24 protein-coding genes are annotated in these 18,865 nt (G+C 65.5%); 22 read left to right on the top strand and 2 right to left on the bottom strand.

What is annotated here, in order from left to right; genetic code table 11:
- Positions 1-18 precede the first annotated feature (18 nt).
- From fliS to GJV26_RS24820, 10 genes are read left to right on the top strand one after another with little or no spacing between them, the layout of a single operon-like run.
- Complete coding sequence (gene fliS / locus GJV26_RS24870; protein ID WP_155711325.1) at positions 19-408, top strand: flagellar export chaperone FliS; 390 nt, start codon at positions 19-21, stop codon at positions 406-408.
- Positions 401-712, top strand: coding sequence for a hypothetical protein (locus GJV26_RS24865; RefSeq protein WP_155711324.1), 312 nt, complete (start codon positions 401-403; stop codon positions 710-712). Before fliS ends, GJV26_RS24865 begins: the two co-directional genes overlap by 8 nt.
- Positions 709-1,950 carry a flagellar hook-length control protein FliK gene (locus tag GJV26_RS24860; RefSeq protein WP_155711323.1) on the top strand — a complete coding sequence of 414 codons (1,242 nt, stop codon included), beginning with the start codon at positions 709-711 and terminating at the stop codon, positions 1,948-1,950. The genes GJV26_RS24865 and GJV26_RS24860 overlap by 4 nt, the downstream gene beginning before the upstream one ends.
- A 7-nt stretch (positions 1,951-1,957) precedes the next feature.
- Positions 1,958-2,449: a flagellar basal body-associated FliL family protein gene (locus GJV26_RS24855; protein WP_155711322.1), complete on the top strand. Its 492-nt coding sequence runs from the start codon at positions 1,958-1,960 to the stop codon at positions 2,447-2,449.
- 14 nt (positions 2,450-2,463) lie between these two features.
- Complete coding sequence (locus GJV26_RS24850; RefSeq protein WP_155711321.1) at positions 2,464-3,246, top strand: FliA/WhiG family RNA polymerase sigma factor; 783 nt, start codon at positions 2,464-2,466, stop codon at positions 3,244-3,246.
- 35 nt (positions 3,247-3,281) lie between these two features.
- Positions 3,282-4,163, top strand: coding sequence for a flagellar motor stator protein MotA (motA, locus tag GJV26_RS30765; protein ID WP_503826604.1), 882 nt, complete (start codon positions 3,282-3,284; stop codon positions 4,161-4,163).
- On the top strand, positions 4,147-5,121 hold the full coding sequence (locus GJV26_RS24835) for a flagellar motor protein MotB (RefSeq protein ID WP_189441704.1): 975 nt from the start codon (positions 4,147-4,149) through the stop codon (positions 5,119-5,121). Before motA ends, GJV26_RS24835 begins: the two co-directional genes overlap by 17 nt.
- Before the next feature lie 5 nt (positions 5,122-5,126).
- On the top strand, positions 5,127-5,426 hold the full coding sequence (flgM, locus tag GJV26_RS24830) for a flagellar biosynthesis anti-sigma factor FlgM (protein WP_155711319.1): 300 nt from the start codon (positions 5,127-5,129) through the stop codon (positions 5,424-5,426).
- Positions 5,427-5,867 (top strand): flagellar export chaperone FlgN, encoded by a 441-nt coding sequence (gene flgN / locus GJV26_RS24825; protein WP_229427905.1) that lies wholly within the window; start codon positions 5,427-5,429, stop codon positions 5,865-5,867.
- 15 nt (positions 5,868-5,882) lie between these two features.
- Entirely contained in the window at positions 5,883-6,635 is a 753-nt protein-coding gene (locus tag GJV26_RS24820; protein ID WP_229419436.1) for a glycoside hydrolase family 73 protein, read from the top strand.
- A gap of 82 nt (positions 6,636-6,717) precedes the next feature.
- Here GJV26_RS24820 and GJV26_RS24815 read toward each other — a convergent pair whose 3' ends face one another.
- Both GJV26_RS24815 and flgA read right to left on the bottom strand, forming a co-directional pair.
- Positions 6,718-7,347, bottom strand: a complete 630-nt coding sequence (locus GJV26_RS24815; RefSeq protein ID WP_155711318.1) for a PEP-CTERM sorting domain-containing protein — start codon at positions 7,345-7,347, stop codon at positions 6,718-6,720.
- A gap of 164 nt (positions 7,348-7,511) precedes the next feature.
- Positions 7,512-8,222 carry a flagellar basal body P-ring formation chaperone FlgA gene (gene flgA, locus GJV26_RS24810; protein WP_155711317.1) on the bottom strand — a complete coding sequence of 237 codons (711 nt, stop codon included), beginning with the start codon at positions 8,220-8,222 and terminating at the stop codon, positions 7,512-7,514.
- A gap of 123 nt (positions 8,223-8,345) precedes the next feature.
- Between flgA and flgB the strand changes: the two genes are divergently transcribed.
- From flgB to GJV26_RS24750, 12 genes are all read left to right on the top strand, one after another.
- Positions 8,346-8,708, top strand: coding sequence for a flagellar basal body rod protein FlgB (gene flgB / locus GJV26_RS24805; RefSeq protein ID WP_155711316.1), 363 nt, complete (start codon positions 8,346-8,348; stop codon positions 8,706-8,708).
- 145 nt (positions 8,709-8,853) lie between these two features.
- Positions 8,854-9,270, top strand: a complete 417-nt coding sequence (flgC, locus tag GJV26_RS24800; RefSeq protein WP_155711315.1) for a flagellar basal body rod protein FlgC — start codon at positions 8,854-8,856, stop codon at positions 9,268-9,270.
- A gap of 2 nt (positions 9,271-9,272) precedes the next feature.
- On the top strand, positions 9,273-9,977 hold the full coding sequence (locus GJV26_RS24795) for a flagellar hook capping FlgD N-terminal domain-containing protein (RefSeq protein ID WP_155711314.1): 705 nt from the start codon (positions 9,273-9,275) through the stop codon (positions 9,975-9,977).
- Positions 9,978-9,991: 14 nt separating this feature from the next.
- Positions 9,992-11,203 (top strand): flagellar hook protein FlgE, encoded by a 1,212-nt coding sequence (locus GJV26_RS24790; RefSeq protein ID WP_155711313.1) that lies wholly within the window; start codon positions 9,992-9,994, stop codon positions 11,201-11,203.
- A gap of 13 nt (positions 11,204-11,216) precedes the next feature.
- Entirely contained in the window at positions 11,217-11,948 is a 732-nt protein-coding gene (locus GJV26_RS24785) for a flagellar basal body rod protein FlgF (RefSeq protein WP_155711312.1), read from the top strand.
- Between the two features lie 218 nt (positions 11,949-12,166).
- Complete coding sequence (gene flgG, locus GJV26_RS24780) at positions 12,167-12,958, top strand: flagellar basal-body rod protein FlgG (protein WP_173346264.1); 792 nt, start codon at positions 12,167-12,169, stop codon at positions 12,956-12,958.
- A 32-nt stretch (positions 12,959-12,990) separates the two neighbouring features.
- Positions 12,991-13,659 carry a flagellar basal body L-ring protein FlgH gene (gene flgH, locus GJV26_RS24775; RefSeq protein WP_155711311.1) on the top strand — a complete coding sequence of 223 codons (669 nt, stop codon included), beginning with the start codon at positions 12,991-12,993 and terminating at the stop codon, positions 13,657-13,659.
- Positions 13,660-13,666: 7 nt separating this feature from the next.
- Positions 13,667-14,773 (top strand): flagellar basal body P-ring protein FlgI, encoded by a 1,107-nt coding sequence (locus GJV26_RS24770; protein WP_155711310.1) that lies wholly within the window; start codon positions 13,667-13,669, stop codon positions 14,771-14,773.
- Entirely contained in the window at positions 14,773-15,207 is a 435-nt protein-coding gene (locus tag GJV26_RS24765) for a rod-binding protein (RefSeq protein WP_229419435.1), read from the top strand. The genes GJV26_RS24770 and GJV26_RS24765 overlap by 1 nt, the downstream gene beginning before the upstream one ends.
- Positions 15,208-15,300: 93 nt before the next feature.
- A complete protein-coding gene (gene flgK, locus GJV26_RS24760; RefSeq protein WP_155711309.1) occupies positions 15,301-16,671 on the top strand; it encodes a flagellar hook-associated protein FlgK in 1,371 nt (456 codons plus the stop codon).
- Between the two features lie 10 nt (positions 16,672-16,681).
- Positions 16,682-17,578, top strand: coding sequence for a flagellar hook-associated protein FlgL (gene flgL / locus GJV26_RS24755; RefSeq protein WP_155711308.1), 897 nt, complete (start codon positions 16,682-16,684; stop codon positions 17,576-17,578).
- 450 nt (positions 17,579-18,028) lie between these two features.
- Positions 18,029-18,859 (top strand): hypothetical protein, encoded by an 831-nt coding sequence (locus tag GJV26_RS24750; RefSeq protein ID WP_229427904.1) that lies wholly within the window; start codon positions 18,029-18,031, stop codon positions 18,857-18,859.
- Positions 18,860-18,865 lie beyond the last annotated feature (6 nt).

Genomic DNA, 18,865 nt, shown 5'->3' with positions numbered 1-18,865 from the left:
CAGTCAAACGGTGACCACATGATGAATCTCGATGCCTACGGCGAATACCACGCAACCAACCTGGACGCGCAGACCGCGCGCGCCTCGCCGGTCGAACTGGTGCTCGTGCTGACCGACGGCCTGCTGGAAGAACTGGCGCGCGCGCGCGGCCACCTCGCCGCGCGCCGCTACGAGCAGAAGGCAATCAGCCTGGACAAGTGCACGCAGATCATCAACGGCCTGTCGAGCTCGCTCGACTTCGACAACGGCGGCGAAGTGGTCGCCAACCTGGGCCGCCTGTATGACTACTGCGCCGCCCGCCTGTACCGCGCCGGCATCGACATGGAGCCGGCCATCATCGACGAGGTGGTTGGCCTGTTGACGACGATCAAGCAAGGCTGGCTCGGCGTGCAGGCCAAGCATGGTTAGGCAACAGGAGCTGGTGCGGCTGGCGCAGCAGGTCGCCGCCGCCACCGCCGCCGCCGACTGGAAGGCGCTGGCGGCGCTGAACACGCTGATGGCGTCCGCCCTGCCGGCCATGGCCGCGCAAGGCGCGTGGACGCCGGCCGAGCGCGCCGCGCTGGCCGCCCTGCGGGGGCGGCACGAGGCGGCTGTCCAGGCCGCCAGCACCGCCAGCAGCGAGCTGGCCAAGCACCTGCAACAGATGAATTCCCACAAAGAGGGCTGGCTCGCTTACGCCCTCGACAATGACCTAGCCGGAACCGACGCATGATGATCCCAACCCCTTCCGCGCCGGGTGGCGCGGCGGCAGCGAACACCACGCTGCCAGGCGCTGCCATTGGCGGCGCCGCCATTGCTCCCTCCGCCGCGACTTCCGCGGGGGCGGCCGACGTGGCAACCGCGGAAACGGCCGAAGGGCCCGCCGCGCTGCCGCTGTTCGCCCAGCTGTTCGACTTCGCCAGCCTGGCGCTGCCTGCCGGCATGACCGGCGCGGCCGGGACGCAGCCCGGCGGGAAGGTCGACGGCCAGGACGGGGAAACCGCGCAGGCAACGGAAGAAACGCCGGCCGACATGCCGCTGGCGGCCATGATGCCGGCGCTGCACTTTGCCATGCTGCCCACCGCGCAACCGCAGGCGCAGGCCGCGGCGGCGTTCACGGCGGACCGCTCGCTGCTGGCCGCCGGCGGCCAGGCGCGCGGCGCCACGCTGCTCGCCGGCATGTCCGACAGTGCCCGCCAGGCCGCCGCGGATGCGATCACCGCCGCCAGCGGCGTGGCAACCTCGCCGCTTGCGGCGCGGCTGCTGCAGGGGTCCCTGCCCGCCACCGGCGAAACGGCGGCACCGAAGGCCGGCGCCGAAGCGCGCCAGCCCGCTACCGCCGGCAACGGTGCAGCTGCCGGCGCGGCCACCTCGACGGCGGCCGCCGTACTGGCGGCGCAGGACGGCGCTGCGCCATCCGGCCAGGATGGCCAGTCCGGCCAATCCGGCCAGCCGCAGGGGGAAAGCGGCTTCCGTGGCGTGATGGCATCGGCGGCACCGGCCGCCGGCACCGCCGCGCCCGCCGACACGGTGAAACTGGCCGGCAATCCAGACACGTGGCAACAGCCGCTGCGCGCCGCGCTCGGCGATCGTCTGCAAGTTACCCTTCAGAAAGGGAACGATCAAGCCGTTATCCGTCTGGAGCCGCCCAACCTCGGCACCATCGAGATTTCGATCCGCCAGTCGGCCGGTGCGCTGCATGTCAGCATGTCGGCCACGCACGGCGAAGTGGTGCGCCAGCTGAACGCCGTAGGCGACTCGATGCGGCAAGACCTGTCGCAGCGCCAGGGCGGCGACGTGGCCGTGACGGTCACGCAGACGCCGTCGCGTTCGCTGGCCGACAGCGAAGGCCGCGGCCGCCAGCAAGAGCGGGAAGCCGAGCAACAGCGCGAACAGCAGCGCGGCCCCGGCCGCGCGCTGAGCGAAGGCGATGACCACCCTACCACCACCTTCGCGATGGCGCGGGAGTAAGACTTAAATGAACAAGAAGCTCATCATCATCATCCTTGCCGTGGCCCTGGTCTGCGGCGGCGGCGCCGGCGCGGCCGTGTGGTTCCTGGCCCCGAAGGCCGAAGCCGCCGAGTCGGACCACCACGACGAGGAAAAGAAACCGAAGAAGAAGAAAAAGAAACACGACGAAGAGGAAGCCGGCCCGGTCAAGTACCTGACCGTGGACAAGGTCATCGTCATGCTGCGCCGTTCGCCGAACGAGGGCGTGGCGCACTACCTGTCCGCCGACCTGGTGGTGACCACGCCGGTCAAGCTGGAAAAGGAAGCCAAGGAACACCTGCCGCTGCTGCGCAGCGTGGCCGTTCGCACGCTGTCGGGGCTGCCGATGGACAAGGCACAGAGCATGACGATCGATGACTTCGCCGAAACGCTGAACAAAGCGTTCGAGGAACAGTACGAAAAGGACGAACGCGAGCAGCCGTTCAGGGAAGTCATGATCGGCAAGCTGATCCTCGAATAGGAAGCGGAGCCCACATGGTCTATGCAGCAACCGAATCCTCCGCCGGGAATTACGGCGGCGGCCATGCCGAAAGCTACGGCGAAAGCTATGGCGAAAGTTATGAAGTGCGCGCGGCCGCGCAGGCGTTGTCGCCGGCAGCCGAGCAGAAACACCTGCTGTCGTATGCACCGCTGGTAAAGAAGATCGTGCGGCAGCTCAATTCGCAGGTCGGCGGCGCGATCGACCGCGAAGACATGGAACAGATCGGGCTGATGGGCCTGCTCGAGGCGCTGCGGCGCTACGGCGAACCGGATGCCGCGTTCGGCAGCTTTGCCAGCCTGCGCATCCGCGGCGCGATACTTGACGAGCTGCGCCGGCAGGACTGGCGCCCGCGTGCCGTGCGCCAGCAGAGCCACAAGCTGCGCGACGGCGTGCGCGCATTGACGCGCAAGCTGGGCCGCGAGCCGACCGAACAGGAAGCAGCCGCCGGCCTGGGCATCACCGCCGACGAATACATGGCGTACCAGCTCGATGAAAACGCCGAGACGATGGCCAGTTTCGACGACCTGCTGCAGGATGGCGCCGCCGATGGCAGCGCCGGCAGCGCGCCGAGCCCGGAAGAGCTGTACACGGTCCGGCGCAGCCTGGAACAGGCGCTGACCGGCCTGAACGAACGCGAGCAGCGCGTGGTGCAGATGTACTACGAGTTCGAGCTCAGCTACAAGGAAATTGCTGCCGTGCTGGACCTGACGGATGCCCGCGTATGCCAGCTGAACAAGGCCGCGCTGGGCAAGATGAAAGCCGTGCTGCAGGCGTGACCCACGCTCCCGGCACACAATAAAAAGGAATTACCATGCAGCAAATCGTTGGCCTTCTCATTATTTTCGGCAGCGTCTTCGGCGGGTACGTGCTGATGGGCGGCACGTTCGCGGCGATCTGGCACCCGGTCGAGGTGCTCGTGATCGCCGGCGCGGGCGTCGGCGCGCTCGTGCTGGGCAATCCCGGGCACATCCTCCACGAGCTGGCGCACCAGCTGAAGAAAATCATCGTGCGCAAGAAGTACGACTCGGAATTCCAGCGCCAGCTGCTGCTGCTGATGTACGAGCTGCTGCAGCTGGCCGCCGGCGGCCTGAAGGCCCTCGATGCCCACGTCGAGGCGCCCAAGGACAGCGCGATCTTCCAGCGCTACCCTTCCGTGCTGGAAGAACAGAAGCTGCTGGCATTCATCGTCGACAACTTCCGCCTGATGGCAATGGGCAAGATCAACGCGCACGAACTCGAAGGCGTGCTCGAGCAGGAACTGGAACTGATCCACGAAGAACTGACGCAGCCGGCCAAGTCGCTGGGCAAGATCGGCGAAGCGATGCCCGGTTTCGGCATTCTGGCGGCCGTGCTCGGCATCGTGATCACGATGGGCACCGTGGGCGGCGGCGCCTCGTCCGGCGAGATCGCCGAGAAAGTCGGCGCCGCGATGGTCGGTACGTTCATCGGCATTTTCCTGTGCTATGGCCTGATCGATCCGATCTGCAACATGCTGAAGCAGCTGGTGACCGAGGAAGCCGGCGCGCTGGAATCGGTGAAGGTCGTGCTGGTAACGCACGTGGCGGGCAAGCCTGCGCTGCTGGCGATCGACTCCGGCCGCCGGCTGGTGCAGCTCAATACCAAGCCGAGCTTCGCGCAGCTGGAAAGCTGGATCAACGCGATGGAAGGAGGCGGCAGTGCAAAAGCCGCATGAGAAACATCATGAGACCACGATCGTCAAGCGCAGCGGCGGCAAGCATGCGCACGACGATCACGGTGGCGCGTGGAAGGTGGCCTTCGCGGACTTCTGCCTGGCACTGATGTGCCTGTTCCTGGTGTTGTGGCTGATGGCGGCGCGCAATACCGAAAGCCTGCAGCAGATCCTCACGGAATCGGACGGCAACAAGACCGACCAGGGCAAGGGCGTGATGCCGGAAGCCGTCGGCGGGCCACGCGGCAGCCTGATCGAACGATTCCCGATGCCGCGTACCGGCAATTCGGACGTGCAGGGGAAAGAAGAGCGCAGCACCGAGCAGAATCCCCAGCAGGCGCCGTCGAAGGTTGCCTATGAAACAAAGGATGACCTGCAACTGCTGGCCAAGGCCCTACAACAGATGAGCCAGGATGCTGGCCTGAAGAGCAACCTGCAGTCGGTGATCACGCCATATGGCCTTCGTGTCATGTTGCATGATACCGACAAGCAAGGCATGTTTGTGCGGGGTAGTGCAGTGCCTACGGGCAAATTCCTGGCATTGATGCGTAAAATGGGACCCTTGTTTGCACGCATGAAAAACCAGATGCTGATCGTCGGCCACACGGACTCGTTGCAGTACGAAGATACGAGCCACGCCGCGTTTTCCAACTGGAACCTGTCGTCGAACCGCGCCATGTCCGCGCGGGCGCAACTGCTTGCCGGCAGCATGCCGGCCGACAGCGTGCTGCAGGTGGTCGGCATGGCCGACCGCGCGCCGCTCGACACGAGGAATGCCCGGGCCGGCGTGAACCGCCGGATCGAACTGCTGATCCTGACCAGCAGCCAGGCCAGCGCGATCGCCAACATGTTCGGCATGCCGGGCAACAGGGAAGAGATTGCACCGGGTGTCGACACGGAACTGCCGGATGCGAACGATTTGCAGCAGCTGCGCGACAAGATGCTGCCGGGTGGAAGGTAACGGACATGGCAATCGAATCCAAGACAAGAGGCCAACGTATGCGAATTTCCAGTGGAATGCCAGGCGTGGCGACGGTGCAGACCGTTACCGATACCGCGCCGGCGGAAAAGCCGCGGGCTGCCGCCCCGGCCGCCGCAACCCTGCAATCGGCCGTGCTGCAGCCGGCGATGGCCGCCATGAAGGACATGCCCGACTTCGACCAGGCCAAGGTGAGCATGCTGCGCGACGCGCTGGCGAAGGGCGAACTGCCGTTCGACGCCGGCAAGCTGGCCGGCATGATCCAGCGGTTCCACGGAGGCCAGTGAGTGAACGCAGCGGTACGTAATACCACCCGCCAGGAAGCGATGACGGGATTGCTGCAGGGGGTCGCCGACGACAGCGCGGCTTACCGCACCTTGCTCGGCCTGCTCGAAGAGCAATTCGATGCGGCGATCCGCCACCACCAGGAGCGCCTGGGCCGCATCGCGGCCGAGATCGCCGGCCTGGTCGACACGCTGGAAGTGCGGCGCGCGCTGCGGGTCGAACTGGCAACGCGGCTGACGGGGCCGAATCCTTCGATGGCGCAGGTGTTTTCGCTGCTGCGCCCGGAACCGCGCGCGCGGCTCGAAGCCGACTGGCACGCGCTCGAACAGATGGTGCTGGCGGCGAAGGCGGCCGGCAAGCGCAACGGTGAGTTGCTCGCCGAGCAATTCACGATCATGCAGCGCGTGCTGCACGGTGAAAACCAGACCTACGAACCGGCCTGATCGGACGTTACCGCCATGACCTTTCCCACGCTGCCAACGCAGGCCACGCAGGCCACCGCGTCGAACATGACTTCCGCCCGCCCTGCCCTGCCGGCCTCGTTCGCCGGCGGCGGCGGTAGCGCCTTCTCGGCGGCCTTCCAGTCGGTCCAGGCCGACGTGGCGACGTTCATCGCCGAAGGCGGCGGCGCATCGATCGCCGGGCCGGACACCCCGCTGTCTGCGGACGGCGCCGCGCTGCGTGCCCGCCTGGCGGGCCTGCCGCTCGACGGCACCGGGGCGGCCGACGCGGGGGCCGGCATCGATGGCGATGCCCAGCAGCAGTTCCTGGCATCGATCCGGCCGCATGCCGAGGCGGCCGCGGCCAAGCTCGGCGTATCGCCGGACATCGTGGCGGCCCACGCCGCCCTCGAATCCGGCTGGGGCCAGCGCCCGCTGCGCAACGGCACCGCCGACACCAACAACCTGTTCGGCATCAAGGCCGGCAGCCAGTGGCAGGGCGACGTGGCCGCCAACATGACCACCGAATACGAGCATGGCGCGGCGGTGAAGAAAGTCGAGAAATTCCGCAGCTACCCGGACCAGGCCACCGCGTTCCGCGATTACGCCGACATGCTGGCCTCCAACCCGCGCTACCAGAAGGCGCTCAACGCCGGCAACGACGCGCATGCGTTCGCCAGCGGGCTGGCGCGCGGCGGCTATGCCACCGACCCGGCCTACGTGCAGAAGTTGTCGAAGCTGGCGGCCAGGATCGCGCGCACCGACTACTGACTGGCGAAAGCCGGCCAGCAATGAAAACGGCGGACCAGTGGTCCGCCGTTTTCATGTCGGCACAAAAATCGCCCCCTCCTGCTCAGCCTTGCTTGCCGCGGCGCTTTCGGTATGCCACCCCCGTCACCATCAGCCCGGCCAGCAGCATCGCATAAGTGCCCGGTTCCGGAATCGGCGTCGTGACCATATTGCGCTCGAACAGCGTCAGGTTCGAGAAGTCCGGGTGGGCGTTGTTGTTGCCTACCGTCCACAGGATCTGCCAATCGCCCTGCAGCGTCTCGCCCGGCTGGATCGTTTCATCGTCGAACAGCCACGCGCCGCCCTGGTTGCCGGCATGGATCGCGAACACCAGGTCGAGCGTGACGATCGACGTCGCACTGGTATTGGTGACCGTCCACAGGCCGTTGGTACCGGTGGTTTCCGTGAACGTGAACGTCAGCGTTCCCGTATTCGAGAAACCCTGGTTGCTGTCGTACTTGTCGAGCAGGTTGTAGCTGCCGGAGCCGAATGCGTCGAACGCCGTGCCGATGCCGCTCGGGTCGCCTTGTGGCCCCGCATGCGGATTCCAGCCTTGCTGATAGACGAACGCGTCGGCCTGCTGGCCGTCGAGCGTCACGTCGGCGGCACTGGCACTGCCGATCGCGGCATGGGCGTTCAGTGCGAAGGCGAAAATGGCCGCGGCCATGGCCAGGCGCTGTCTCAATTTTGTCATGGTGGTGCTCCCCGAAAGTTGAACGCCGGAATCGCGGTTGCGATCGCTACGGCATACGCATTCAACTTAGCAGGCAGCGCCAGGGGCGACACCTCAACCGGACCGAGGTTTGACAAAACTCCAAGTCGTTGTTTTACAAAGGAAACTTGGTTTCTACTGCGAAATCATTCCAACGGTTCGACCTGCCCCTGTTCCGTGACCCGGGCCCGGATGACGACGCCGCTGGCATTCTTGACCCGGACCGCGGCGCCGCGCCCTCCCCCATCGAGCGCTTCGCCGGCCATGCTGACCTCGATCTGGTCTTTCTTCGCCACGATCCGTATCGCATCGCCACGCTTCACCAGGGTGGGCGCCACCAGCATGTTCTGCCGCAATACATCGCCGGCGCGGATGGTACGGCGCGTCGCCATCTCCTGCACGACCGTCAAATCCGAGAAACTGTCCGGCATTCCACTGATGTCGTGGCGCTCCAGCAACACATCTTCTGCAGACAAGGTTTTCCCTGTTGCCAAGTCTGTTGCCGCAACTGCCACCTTCGCGGAAATTTTCGAGCGTGTGACGAATTCGTGGCGCCAGCCGCCCTGGTCTGGACAGATTGCCACGAAGCGCATCCGCGCCGGTGTGCGAACATCGGCCGGTTCCACTCTGGGCGGCTGCGTACATGCGCCGATCGGCCTGGTATTACGGACAACTTCCACGGTGAAGCGCGGCTCGCTCCAGTTTGCCAATCCGGCATGCCTTTGCAGCTGGTCCTGCGCCGCCTGTTGTACCTGGGCGACAAGCTGCTCGGGCGTCACCGGCGCCGCCATCGAAAACTTGGTGGTGCCGACGAGCAACAGCGTGACGATCCGGGGTACAATTCGTTTGTTGAACATGGGCAACACCTTAGACTTGGCTCAATACGGATGACTGGACGGCATGCATGTTTCTGCGCTTGCCGGCGGCCATTTTACATGGGCTGCCCGCCATGGAAGGCGGTCGATCTCACAGGAGAAACAATGGCAATCAATTTCAAGGAAGCGATGGGCGCGCATGCCGATGCGCTCCACCTGCGGGCCGAACGGACCCGCGTCCTGGCATCGAATATCGCCAATGAAAATACGCCGGGCTTCCAGGCCCAGGACATCGACTTTGCCGCTTCGATGGCGCAGCAGCAGTCCCAGGACGCGGGCGGCCTCTCGCTGCTGAGCGACAGCGATCCCCTGTACCGCGTGCCATTCCACCCTACCGCCGACGGCAATACCGTCGAGATCGGTGTCGAGCAGGCCGCGTTCTCGCAGAATGCCACCGACTTCCAGACCAGCCTCACATTCATCAACATGAAGCTGCGCGGGCTGGCCAAGGCGATCGCCGGCCAGTAAGCGTTTGCTATCGGTACCGGCCGCCCGTGGATGACAGGCCGGCCAGCATTCGATGGCAAAATATTTCCACCAGTCATGGTGAATTTGCCATTCAGAAAGCCGGCAGCATGTCGATAACCGTCAAGTCAGCCCAGCAGGAGTATCAATGAGCTTCAAGGACATTTCCCAGATCGCGGGTTCCGCGATGGCGGCGCAGACAGTGCGCCTCAATACGGTGGCATCGAACCTGGCGAACGCCGATTCGGTGGCCCCCAATGAAAACGACACGTACCGCGCGCGCAAACCCGTGTTCGCCACGGTAATGAACGAAGGCCCGAACGCCGCCTCCGGTGGCCGCGTGCAGGTGCTGGACGTGGTCGAGAGCGCCGAGCCGCTGCGCAAGGTATTCGAACCGGACAACCCGATGGCGAACGCCGATGGCATGGTGTTCTACCCGAACGTCAACCAGGTGGCCGAGATGACGGACATGATGTCCGCCTCGCGGGCCTTTGAAACGAATGTCGAAGTGCTGGGCCGTATCCGCGGCATGCAGCAATCCCTGCTGAAACTGGGCGAAAGCTGATCATGGAAACCAATCTCTTTACCAATTCCGCCAGCGCGGCGTCCGCTTCCACCGCTTCCGGCGGCACGCCGAAAACGAACGGTGCCAGCGAAACCCAGGAAATGTTCACCAAGCTGCTGGTGGCGCAGATCAAGAACCAGGATCCGCTGGCGCCGTCCGACCCGTCGCAGTTCGTCCAGCAGCTGACCCAGCTGTCGCAGACCGAAGCCATGCAGAGCCTGGCTTCGCTGACCAGCAACAACGCCAGTATCCTGCAGAGCATGCAGGTGCTGGGCCTCGGTGCCCAGGTCGGGTCGGACGTGATGGCCTCCGCCACCGCCGTGCAGCTCGACGGCGCCAAGGTGGGCGGCGCGCTGACGCTCGGTTCGAACAGCAGCAAGACGCAGCTCGTGCTGACCGGCACCGATGGCGTTGCCCATGAACTGGCGCTGGGCCCGATGACCGCGGGCACCACGCCCTTCTCGATCGATCCGACGGCGATGGGCCTGCCGGCGGGGACTTACAAGATGCAGGTCGTTACCTCTTCGGGCGAAAACCCGCCGGTCGATATCGCCGGCCGCCTGAACAGTGTGCGCCTCAGCTCGACCGGCAGCATTGTGCTGAACATCGCCAACGTGGGCGAAGTGGCACCGAGCGCAGTTACCGCCTTCAACGGTAAATCCACCACCGCTGTCGCCGCTGCCGGCGCTGCCAACACCACTCTTTAAGCAGGGAATCTCCCATGAGCTTCAATATTGCAATGTCCGGCCTGCAGTCGATCACCGAGCAGCTGACCAGCATTTCGAACAACATCGCCAACGCCGGCACCTATGGCTACAAGGCCCAGCGCGCCAACTTCTCGTCGATGTACGCGGGCACCCAGGCGACCGGCACGCAGATCGGTTCCACCACGCAGAACATCGGCCTGACCGGCGGCGTGCTGTCCACCGGCCGCGCACTGGATGCGTCGATCAACGGCCGCGGCTTCTTCGTCAGCAAGACCGTCTCGGGCGAGAGCGTGTACAGCCGCGTCGGCATCTTTACCAAGGATGGCTCCGACTTCCTGGTGGACAGCGCCGGCCGCCGCGTGCAGGGCAACCAGCTGACGCCGGGCTCGGCATCCGAAGGCGTGCCGGGCGACATCAAGGTGCCGACCCAGACGCTGGAAGCCAAGGCGACGTCGTCGATCGATTTCGCGGCCAACCTGTCGGCCGACTGGAAAAAGCCCATCGTGGCATTCGATTCGTCCGACCCGGCCGTGCCGCCGGACGCTTCCAGCTACAACATGACCAAGGTCACGCTGGCGTTCGACAGCCAGGGCAAGAGCCACACGATCAGCCAGTACTTCGTGCGCGACGACGACAACCTGAACTCGGTGACCGTGCACACGCTGGTCGATGGCAAGCAGCCTTCCGCGGGCGAGAACGTCAAGCTGACGTTCGACGCGAACGGCAAGCTGACCACCACGCCGACCACGCTGGAGCTGGCATACAACCCGGCCCCGGCGGCGGAAATGGCCATCACGCTCGACTACCTGGGCACCACGTTCCAGGCCGGCGAAGCCACCACGTCCGTCAACGTGGCGGACGGCTACACCACCGGCCAGTTCGTCGGCGTGGAACTGGCCGGCGACGGCAAGGTGATCGCCAAGTATTCGAACGGCGAACAGCAGGCCGTGGGCCAGATCAAGCTGGCCACGTTCTCCAACGAAGATGCGCTGATTCCCGTGAGCGACACCAGCTGGACGGCCAACGGCGACGTCGGCACGATCAGCCTGGACAACCCCGGCACGAGCGTGGCCGGCAGCCTGGCGACGTCGTCGCTGGAAGGCTCGAACGTGGATATCACGGCCGAACTGGTCAACCTGATGGGTTCGCAGCGCAACTACCAGGCGAACTCGAAGGTCATCACGACCGAGAACCAGATGTTGCAATCGCTGATGCAGGCACTGTAAGGGCCGGACCGCCATGGACGCACTGATCTATACCGCAATGAGCGGTGCCGAGCGGGCCCTGCGGGGCCAGCAGGTGCACGCCAACAACCTGGCCAACATGGACACGGGGGGCTTCCGGGCCAACCTGGAGCTGGCGACCGCCCAGGCGGCGCCCGGCTACGGCTACGACGACCGCCACATGGCCACGCTGCAGGCCAACGCGATCTCGACCAAGCAGGGCACGCTGCGCCCGACCGGCCGCGACCTCGACGTGGCGATCTCCGGCGCCGGCTACCTGGCCGTGGAAGGCCCGACCGGCGAGGCGTACACCCGCGCCGGCGCGATCACGCTGAACCAGGATGGCACGATGACGGTCAACGGCATGGCGCTGCTGGGCGAAGGCGGTCCGATCACGCTGCCGATCCACAGCAAGGTCGAGATCGGCCAGGACGGCACCGTGTCGATCCAGAGCCCGGGCGGCCGCGGCGAGATGCAGGTCATCGACAAGCTCAAGCTCGTCAATGCCGAAGGCAGCGAGCTGACCAAGAACGAAGCGGGCCTGATCGTCGCGCGCGACGGCCAGCCCTTGATGACCGATAACACGGTGCAGGTGCGCTCCGGCCACCTGGAAGGTTCCAACGTTTCCGCCGTGGAAGAAATGGTCGCCACGATGAGCCTGAACCGCACGTTCGAAGTGCAGATGAAACTGTTCAAGGCCGCCGACGACATGACGCAGGCCGGCAACCGGCTGGTAAGTGGTAACTAAGCGGTAACCAAGCGGCAACCCGGTGGCCACTCACATGCTGGGCCGTACTGCACAAGTAATGGAACAAGCGCCCGCCCCGCACGGCCCAGCCGTGGCCGGGCAGCAACGCTTTGTGCGTATCGTGCGTCCTATTTTTCCAGACAGCACTAAAGTTGCCGTACGGATTGTCGTAACCGGTTCAAGTTTCCCAGCTCACAGAACATCTCCAGGAGTATCGTATGAATCCAGCAATGTGGATCAGCAAGACCGGCGTGCAAGCGCAGGATGCCAAGCTGCAAGCCATCGCCAACAACCTGGCGAACGCCAACACGGTCGGCTTCAAGAAGGACCGCGTGGTCTTCGAAGACCTGTTCTATTCGGTCGAAGGCCAGCCGGGCGCGCAGCGCGCGGACAACAACACGCTGTCCCCGACCGGTGTGCAGCTGGGTAACGGTACCCACATGGTCGGCACCCAGAAGGTGTTCACCACCGGCAGCACCCAGATCACCAGCAACCAGTACGACGTGGCCGTGGTCGGCAACGGCTTCCTGCAGGTGCGCCGCCCGAACGGCGAAGCCGCCTTCACCCGCGCCGGCCAGCTCGGCCTGGACGCGAACGGCGTGCTGATCAATGCACAGGGCCTGCCGGTCGTGCCCCAGATCACCGTGCCCGACAACGCCACGTCGATCACGATCGGCGAGAACGGCACCGTGACCGCCACGATCCCCGGCAATACCACGCCGACGGAACTGGGCCAGCTGACGCTGACCTCGTTCATCAACCCGGCCGGCCTGCAGGCGCTGGGCGAAAACCTGTTCCAGGAAACCGCGTCGTCCGGCGCGCCGACCGAAGGCCGCCCGGGCGATGCCCAGTTCGGCAAGATCAAGCAGGGCGCGCTGGAAGCATCGAACGTGCAGGTGGTCGAAGAGATGGTCGACATGATCGCCGCGCAGCGTACCTACGAGATGAACACGAAAGTGCTGTCGGCCGCCGACAACATGCTGCAGTACCTGGCCCAGGCCGCCCGCTGATTCACCTTCACGCTACCGAGGGTTTCAAACCGATGATCAAAGCGCAACTGTGCGCAATGGCCGCGATGCTGCTGGCCGGTTGCGCTTCCTCCCTGGCTCCTCCCGCCGTGCGTCCCGGTCCGTTCGACGAACCGCCGCAGGTGCTGCGTTCGGCCGCGCCGCGCGGTACGTCCGGCGGCGTGTTCTCCGGCGACGCCGGCCTGTCGCTGACGTCGGACAGCCGCGCGTTCCGCGTCGGCGACGTCGTCACCGTGCTGCTGCAGGAAACCACCCAGGCATCGAAAAGCGCCGGCACCAAGCTGGGCAAGGATTCCGGCATTGCCGTCGCCGCGCCCAACCTGCTGGGCAAGACGTTCGGCAAGGCGGGCGTGGACCTGTCGGCCGGGCACTCGTTCCAGGGCGACGCCACCGCCACGCAGCAGAACGCGCTGACCGGCGCGATCACCGTCGTGGTCCAGGAAGTGATGCCGAACGGCCTGCTGAAAGTGGCCGGCGAAAAGGGCGTGACGCTGAACCAGGGCGAGGAGTTCCTGCGCCTGCGCGGCTACCTGCGCGCGGCCGACATCGACGCCAACAACCAGGTGTCGTCGCAGCGCATCGCCAATGCCCGCATCGCCTACTCGGCGCAGGGCACGCTGGCCGATACCAACCAGCCCGGCTGGCTGCAGCGTTTCTTCCTTGGCCCCCTGATGCCGTTCTGACGCGACCATGAAAAAACTGATCACTTCCCTGCTGGCCGCCGCATCCCTTCTCCTGGGCGTCATGCCCGCGCAGGCCGCCCAGCCGCTGCGCAACCTCGTATCGATCGAAGGCGTGCGGGAAAACCCGCTGGTCGGCTACGGCCTCGTCGTGGGCCTGAACGGCAGCGGCGACTCGACCCAGGTGAAATTCGCCAGCCAGTCCGTGGTCAACATGCTCAAGCAGTTCGGCGTGAAGATGCCGGATGGCGCCGATGCGAAAAGCAAGAACGTGGCGGCCGTGATGGTGTCGGCCGTGTTCCCGCCCGGCTATCGCCGCGGCCAGCCGATCGACGTGACCGTCTCGTCGCTCGGCGATGCGAAGTCGCTGCGCGGCGGCTCGCTGCTGCTCACGCCGCTGCGCGCGGCCGACAATGAAGTCTACGCGCTGGCACAGGGCAACCTGGTGGTCGGCGGCCTGTCCGCCGCCGGCAAGAGCGGCTCGTCGGTCACCGTCAACACCCCCACCACGGGCCGGATCCCGAACGGCGCGATGATCGAGCGCGAGATCGCCACCGATTTCTCGACCAACAACACGGTGCGCCTGTCGCTGAAGCGCCCCAGCTTCGAGACGGCCACCAATATCGTCGAGTCGATCAACAGGAAATTCGGCGGCATCGCCAGCACCGACGACGCCACCAGCGTGGCCGTCGTGGCGCCTGAAAATCCGACCCAGCGCGTGGCCTTCATGGCCAAGCTGGAAGGCCTGGCGATCGAGGCCGGGCTGGAAAACCCGAAAGTGGTGTTCAACTCGCGCACCGGCACCGTGGTCATCGCCGACGGCCTGCGGGTCAAGGCGGCCGCGGTCACCCATGGCTCGCTGAAGGTGGTGATCTCGGAAAGCTCGAAGGTCAGCCAGCCGAACGCGTTCGCCGGCGGCCAGACGGCTGTCACGCCGCAGTCGAACGTGTCGGTGGACCAGGGGTCGGGCCAGATGTTCAAGTGGCCGGCCGGCGCCAAGCTGCAGTCGATCATCGACGTGGTCAACAGCCTGGGCGCGACGCCGGACGACATCATGGCGATCCTGCAGGCGCTCGACCAGGCCGGCGCGATCGAAGGCGAACTGGTGGTGATCTGATGGACCCGCGCTTCACTTCGACCATGCCGGCGGGCGGCGCGCTGGGCCTGAACGAGGCCAGCTCCACGCTGCCGAAGGTGGCCGCGCCGGTCGATGCCGACCCCGCCGCCGCCGCGTACAAGAAGAAAGCCAGCGAAGCGGCCGTCAAGTTCGAAAGCTTCTTCATCGGCCACATGCTCAAACAGATGCGCAGCTCGACCAAGGAGCTGGCCGGCGACGACAGCATCTACAAGGATTCGGTCAACAGCGACATGCTCGACATGGCCGACAACATGGTGGCCGACCAGATGGCGCACCAGCGCGCGTTCGGCATCGCCGACGCGATCCTGCGCCAGCTGCTGCCCGCCCCGGCCGCGCCGCCGGCGAAGCCGATGACGACACCGGTGACCGCCGCTGCTGATGCTCCTCAGCAAAATATTTCCTCAAAGACTTAATGCGCGGCGGCTTATCGTCGCCTTGTTCAGTTAAGAGAATGTAAACGTCCGCCAGGCTGTGCCCTGGCGGATGCACTTCAACCGGATCCGTCCATGCCTATCATCAACAACGCATTGTCCGGCGCCATCGCTGCCCAGGCCGCGCTGAACGCCACCAGCCAGAACGTCGCCAACCTGCAGACGAAGGGCTATACGCGCCAGGGCGTGCTGCTGACGGCCGTGGCCCCCGGCCTCGGCACGAAACAGGCCGGCAATGGCGTGGAAGTGAGCTCGCTGCTGCGCTTTGCCGATTCCTACAAGACGCAGCAATTGTGGCGCGCCAATTCCGAACTGGGCCGCTACACGACGCAGCAGCCTTACCTGTCGCAGCTGGAGCAGGTGATGGGCGACGACAAGTCGAGCCTGTCGAACGGCGTGGACAATTTCTTCAAGGCGCTGAACGCGGTGGGCGAAGAGCCCACGTCTGCGCCGCTGCGCGGCCAGGTGGTGGCGCAGGCCGGCGCGCTGGCGGAAAGCTTCAACAGCATCTACCAGGTCACGCGCAACCAGCAGCTTTCGGTGCAGCAGCAGCGCGATGCGATCCTGCCCAATTTCAACACGCTGACGCAGAACATCGCTTCGCTGAACCAGCGCATCGTGGCGGCGGGCGCCACCGGCACCAACGTGTCGGGCCTGGTCGACGAGCGCGACATGGCGATCGACAGCCTGTCGCAGCTGACGGCGATCGAAGTGCTGGAACAGCCCGACGGCAGCCGCTCGGTGTCGCTGAAATCGGGCCAGCCGCTGGTGGCCGGCAACGTGGCGGCGTCAATCGGCATCGATACCAGCGGCGGCACGCCGCAGATGCAGGTCACGTTCGCCCGCTCCGTGTACGCGGTGGACGACACGGCGCTGGGCGGCCAGCTCGGCGGCCTGGCCACGTTCGAAAAGAACACGCTCAAGCCGCTGCAGGAATCGATCGTGTCGATGGCCACGCAGCTGGGCACCATGGTCAACGCCCAGCTGGCGGCCGGCACGGACAGCGCCGGCAACCCGGGCCAGCCGATGTTCCAGGTGAACGGCGGCGGCGCCGGCGGCATCATGGCGGTGACCGAAGGCTACAACGCCAACGACCTGGCCCTGTCGTCGGACGGCACGCCGGGCGATTCCGGCAACCTGCAGGCACTGGTGGACATCAAGAACCAGGCCATCACCCTGCCCTCGGTGGGCAGCGTGATCATTGGCGACGCGGACACCCAGCTGGTGGGCAAGCTGGGCATCGACAGCCAGCAGAACAAATCCCTGCTCAACACCGCCTCCACGATCCGCTACCAGGCGGAAGACGACTGGGCGGCCACGTCGGGCGTCAACCGGGACGAGGAAGCCATGAACCTCGTCGAATTCCAGAACATGTACCAGGCCAACATGAAGGTCATCGCGGTGGCGAACACGCTGTTCGACTCCACGCTGGCGATGTTCGGCTAGAGGAGCAGCGATGCGTATCGCCACCACCCAGTTTCACGCCACGCTGAACCGCTCGCTCGAGCTGAACCAGACCGCCGTAACCCGCCTGACCCAGCAGATGGCGAGCGGCAAGCGCGTCATGGTCCCGTCCGACGATCCGGTCACCAACGTGCGGCTCTCGCGCCTGACGCGCGAGGAAGCCATCATCGACCAGTATCGCGAGAATATCAGCGCGGTGAAGATCCGCCTGTCGAAGAACGAAAGCTACCTGTCCGGCATGATCGGCGACCTGAGCCAGGCGAGCGACCTGCTCGTGTGGGCCGCCGACGGCAGCAACACGCCCGACGACCTGAAGTCGATGGTCGACAGCCTGGTGGCACTGCGCGACAGCATGGCCTACACGGCCAATACCCGCGACCAGGAAGGCAAGTACCTGTTCTCCGGCACGCAGACCGATACGCCGCCGCTCGCGTTCGACGGTGCGACGTACAGCTATGCGGGCAACGCCGGCGAGCAGAAGGTGGTGGTCGGCAACGGCATCACGCAGACCGTCAACGTCAACGTGGGCGGCCTCGACGTGCTGCTGAACAAGATGAACGAGGCCATCGACGCGCTGGCGAACACGACCACCGATTCGTCGGTCGAACCGATGAAATCGCTGATCGCCGAAACGATGTCGCTCGTGCAGTCGACGCAGGACGGCCTGTCCGGCAAGGTGGCCAAGCTGGGCGGCGCGCAGAACGTGCTGGCCACGCTGGACAGCAACCATGCCAACGTGAGCCTGTCGAACAAGACGGCGATGACCGAACTGGGGCAGCTCGATTACGGTATCGCCTCCACGCAACTGTCAGGCTACAATATGGCCTTGCAAGCCACGTACCAGTCGTATTCCAAGATCAGCGCCCTGTCGCTGTTCAATGTGCTTTAATCGACCTCGCGGCCGGTTTTTTTTGTCAAACCAGTTAGCAAATTTTTCACGCGGTTCAAAGCTGGAAGTCTTGCCCCGATGTTGCAGCCTGGAAGTTATAGTCTCGACGCTGTAGCGCGGAAGCCATCTTCCCCCGGTGAAATCGCGGTTCGTTGTTTACAGTCAGACCTTCGCAGTTAAATCCTTTTTCACGGGTCCTAAACCAACCCCATCATCGCAATGCAAATCATACAGCGCTCCAGCAGTGCCGGTATCAGCAAGGATTCGTCGGCTTCGGCGACCGGGCTGGACCAGGCTGGCCTGGCAGGCGCTGCCCAGGGAAGCACGTCGGCCAATGGGCCGGCGCCGGGGGCGTCAGCTGCGCCTCCAGCTGGAGCCGCGCCACTGCGGCGCGGGCTGAGCAACTGGGATCAGCCCCTGCAGAACGATATTTCCAGCGCCCAACAGGCGGTGGATTTTCTTGAACAAAGCGCCGCGCAACTGCGCACGCTGAAGACCGACCTGGCCACCAAGCTGGCCGCCCGCCAGCTGCGCGACGGCCAGCTCGAACAGCAGGTGCGGCAGTTCAGCGACACGTGGCGCACGCGCCGCGAGGCGTCCGGCGGCTCGCTCGACGCACGGCTGAACTTCAGCGGTGGCGAACCGTCCAGCCAGCGCTTCACGGTGCGCGGCATGTCGCTGGCGAACCTGCGCAGCGGCGCGCGCGAAACGCTGGCGATCTCGGTCGGCGGCGGCGTGCAGGGGCTGCGCTCGGTGCACCTCTCGCCCGGCTTGTCGGACGGGGAAATCGTCGCCCGTTTCGATGGCGCGCTGGCGCCGGCCGGCGTGCGCGTATCGTCGAACGACGATGGTGAACTGGTCTTCTCGACCGGCGAAAGCGACTGGCCGGCGGTGCGTGACTCGATCGCCGTGCAGGGCAGCGGCGTGCGCTTTCCCACCGGGCAGCTGAACCGCCTGCGGGCGGAACCGGAACAGCCCGCGGTGATGCCGGAGAACTGGGGTGTCGAGGACATCGAATCGATGCGCGATACGCTGCAGCAGGTGATGGGCGCGTTGTCGCACGTGGAAGCGGCGCTGTCGAAAGTGCGGCAGGAACTCAACGTCGCCACGCAGCGCGCGCAAAGCGCCATGCCGCAACTCGAAACGGCCGGCGTCGAAGACCTGGCCACGCGCTTCGCCAAGATCGCCGGCGAACCGGGCTACCAGTCGCTGATGGCGCTGACATCGGCGCTGGTCGGCATCAACCGCGACCGGGTCGTATCGCTGCTCAGCCTGCGCTGATGGTCC

Origin of the sequence: Pseudoduganella dura (assembly GCF_009727155.1) — a bacterium.
Taxonomy (GTDB): domain Bacteria; phylum Pseudomonadota; class Gammaproteobacteria; order Burkholderiales; family Burkholderiaceae_D; genus Rugamonas; species Rugamonas dura.
The sequence above is the reverse complement of the archived record's forward strand: the minus strand, read 5'-3'. Positions and strand labels throughout refer to the sequence as shown.

Coding starts and splice junctions, on each gene's coding strand:
- flgB (WP_155711316.1), top strand. CDS start 8,346: ATGGCAATCAATTTCAAGGAAGCGATGGGCGCGCATGCCGATGCGCTC.
- flgH (WP_155711311.1), top strand. CDS start 12,991: ATGATCAAAGCGCAACTGTGCGCAATGGCCGCGATGCTGCTGGCCGGT.
- GJV26_RS24795 (WP_155711314.1), top strand. CDS start 9,273: ATGGAAACCAATCTCTTTACCAATTCCGCCAGCGCGGCGTCCGCTTCC.
- GJV26_RS24785 (WP_155711312.1), top strand. CDS start 11,217: ATGGACGCACTGATCTATACCGCAATGAGCGGTGCCGAGCGGGCCCTG.
- GJV26_RS24790 (WP_155711313.1), top strand. CDS start 9,992: ATGAGCTTCAATATTGCAATGTCCGGCCTGCAGTCGATCACCGAGCAG.
- GJV26_RS24865 (WP_155711324.1), top strand. CDS start 401: ATGGTTAGGCAACAGGAGCTGGTGCGGCTGGCGCAGCAGGTCGCCGCC.
- GJV26_RS24770 (WP_155711310.1), top strand. CDS start 13,667: ATGAAAAAACTGATCACTTCCCTGCTGGCCGCCGCATCCCTTCTCCTG.
- flgK (WP_155711309.1), top strand. CDS start 15,301: ATGCCTATCATCAACAACGCATTGTCCGGCGCCATCGCTGCCCAGGCC.
- flgC (WP_155711315.1), top strand. CDS start 8,854: ATGAGCTTCAAGGACATTTCCCAGATCGCGGGTTCCGCGATGGCGGCG.
- motA (WP_503826604.1), top strand. CDS start 3,282: ATGCAGCAAATCGTTGGCCTTCTCATTATTTTCGGCAGCGTCTTCGGC.
- GJV26_RS24765 (WP_229419435.1), top strand. CDS start 14,773: ATGGACCCGCGCTTCACTTCGACCATGCCGGCGGGCGGCGCGCTGGGC.
- flgG (WP_173346264.1), top strand. CDS start 12,167: ATGAATCCAGCAATGTGGATCAGCAAGACCGGCGTGCAAGCGCAGGAT.
- GJV26_RS24820 (WP_229419436.1), top strand. CDS start 5,883: ATGACCTTTCCCACGCTGCCAACGCAGGCCACGCAGGCCACCGCGTCG.
- flgM (WP_155711319.1), top strand. CDS start 5,127: ATGGCAATCGAATCCAAGACAAGAGGCCAACGTATGCGAATTTCCAGT.
- GJV26_RS24815 (WP_155711318.1), bottom strand. CDS start 7,347: ATGACAAAATTGAGACAGCGCCTGGCCATGGCCGCGGCCATTTTCGCC.
- flgA (WP_155711317.1), bottom strand. CDS start 8,222: ATGTTCAACAAACGAATTGTACCCCGGATCGTCACGCTGTTGCTCGTC.
- flgL (WP_155711308.1), top strand. CDS start 16,682: ATGCGTATCGCCACCACCCAGTTTCACGCCACGCTGAACCGCTCGCTC.
- GJV26_RS24850 (WP_155711321.1), top strand. CDS start 2,464: ATGGTCTATGCAGCAACCGAATCCTCCGCCGGGAATTACGGCGGCGGC.
- fliS (WP_155711325.1), top strand. CDS start 19: ATGATGAATCTCGATGCCTACGGCGAATACCACGCAACCAACCTGGAC.
- GJV26_RS24855 (WP_155711322.1), top strand. CDS start 1,958: ATGAACAAGAAGCTCATCATCATCATCCTTGCCGTGGCCCTGGTCTGC.
- GJV26_RS24860 (WP_155711323.1), top strand. CDS start 709: ATGATGATCCCAACCCCTTCCGCGCCGGGTGGCGCGGCGGCAGCGAAC.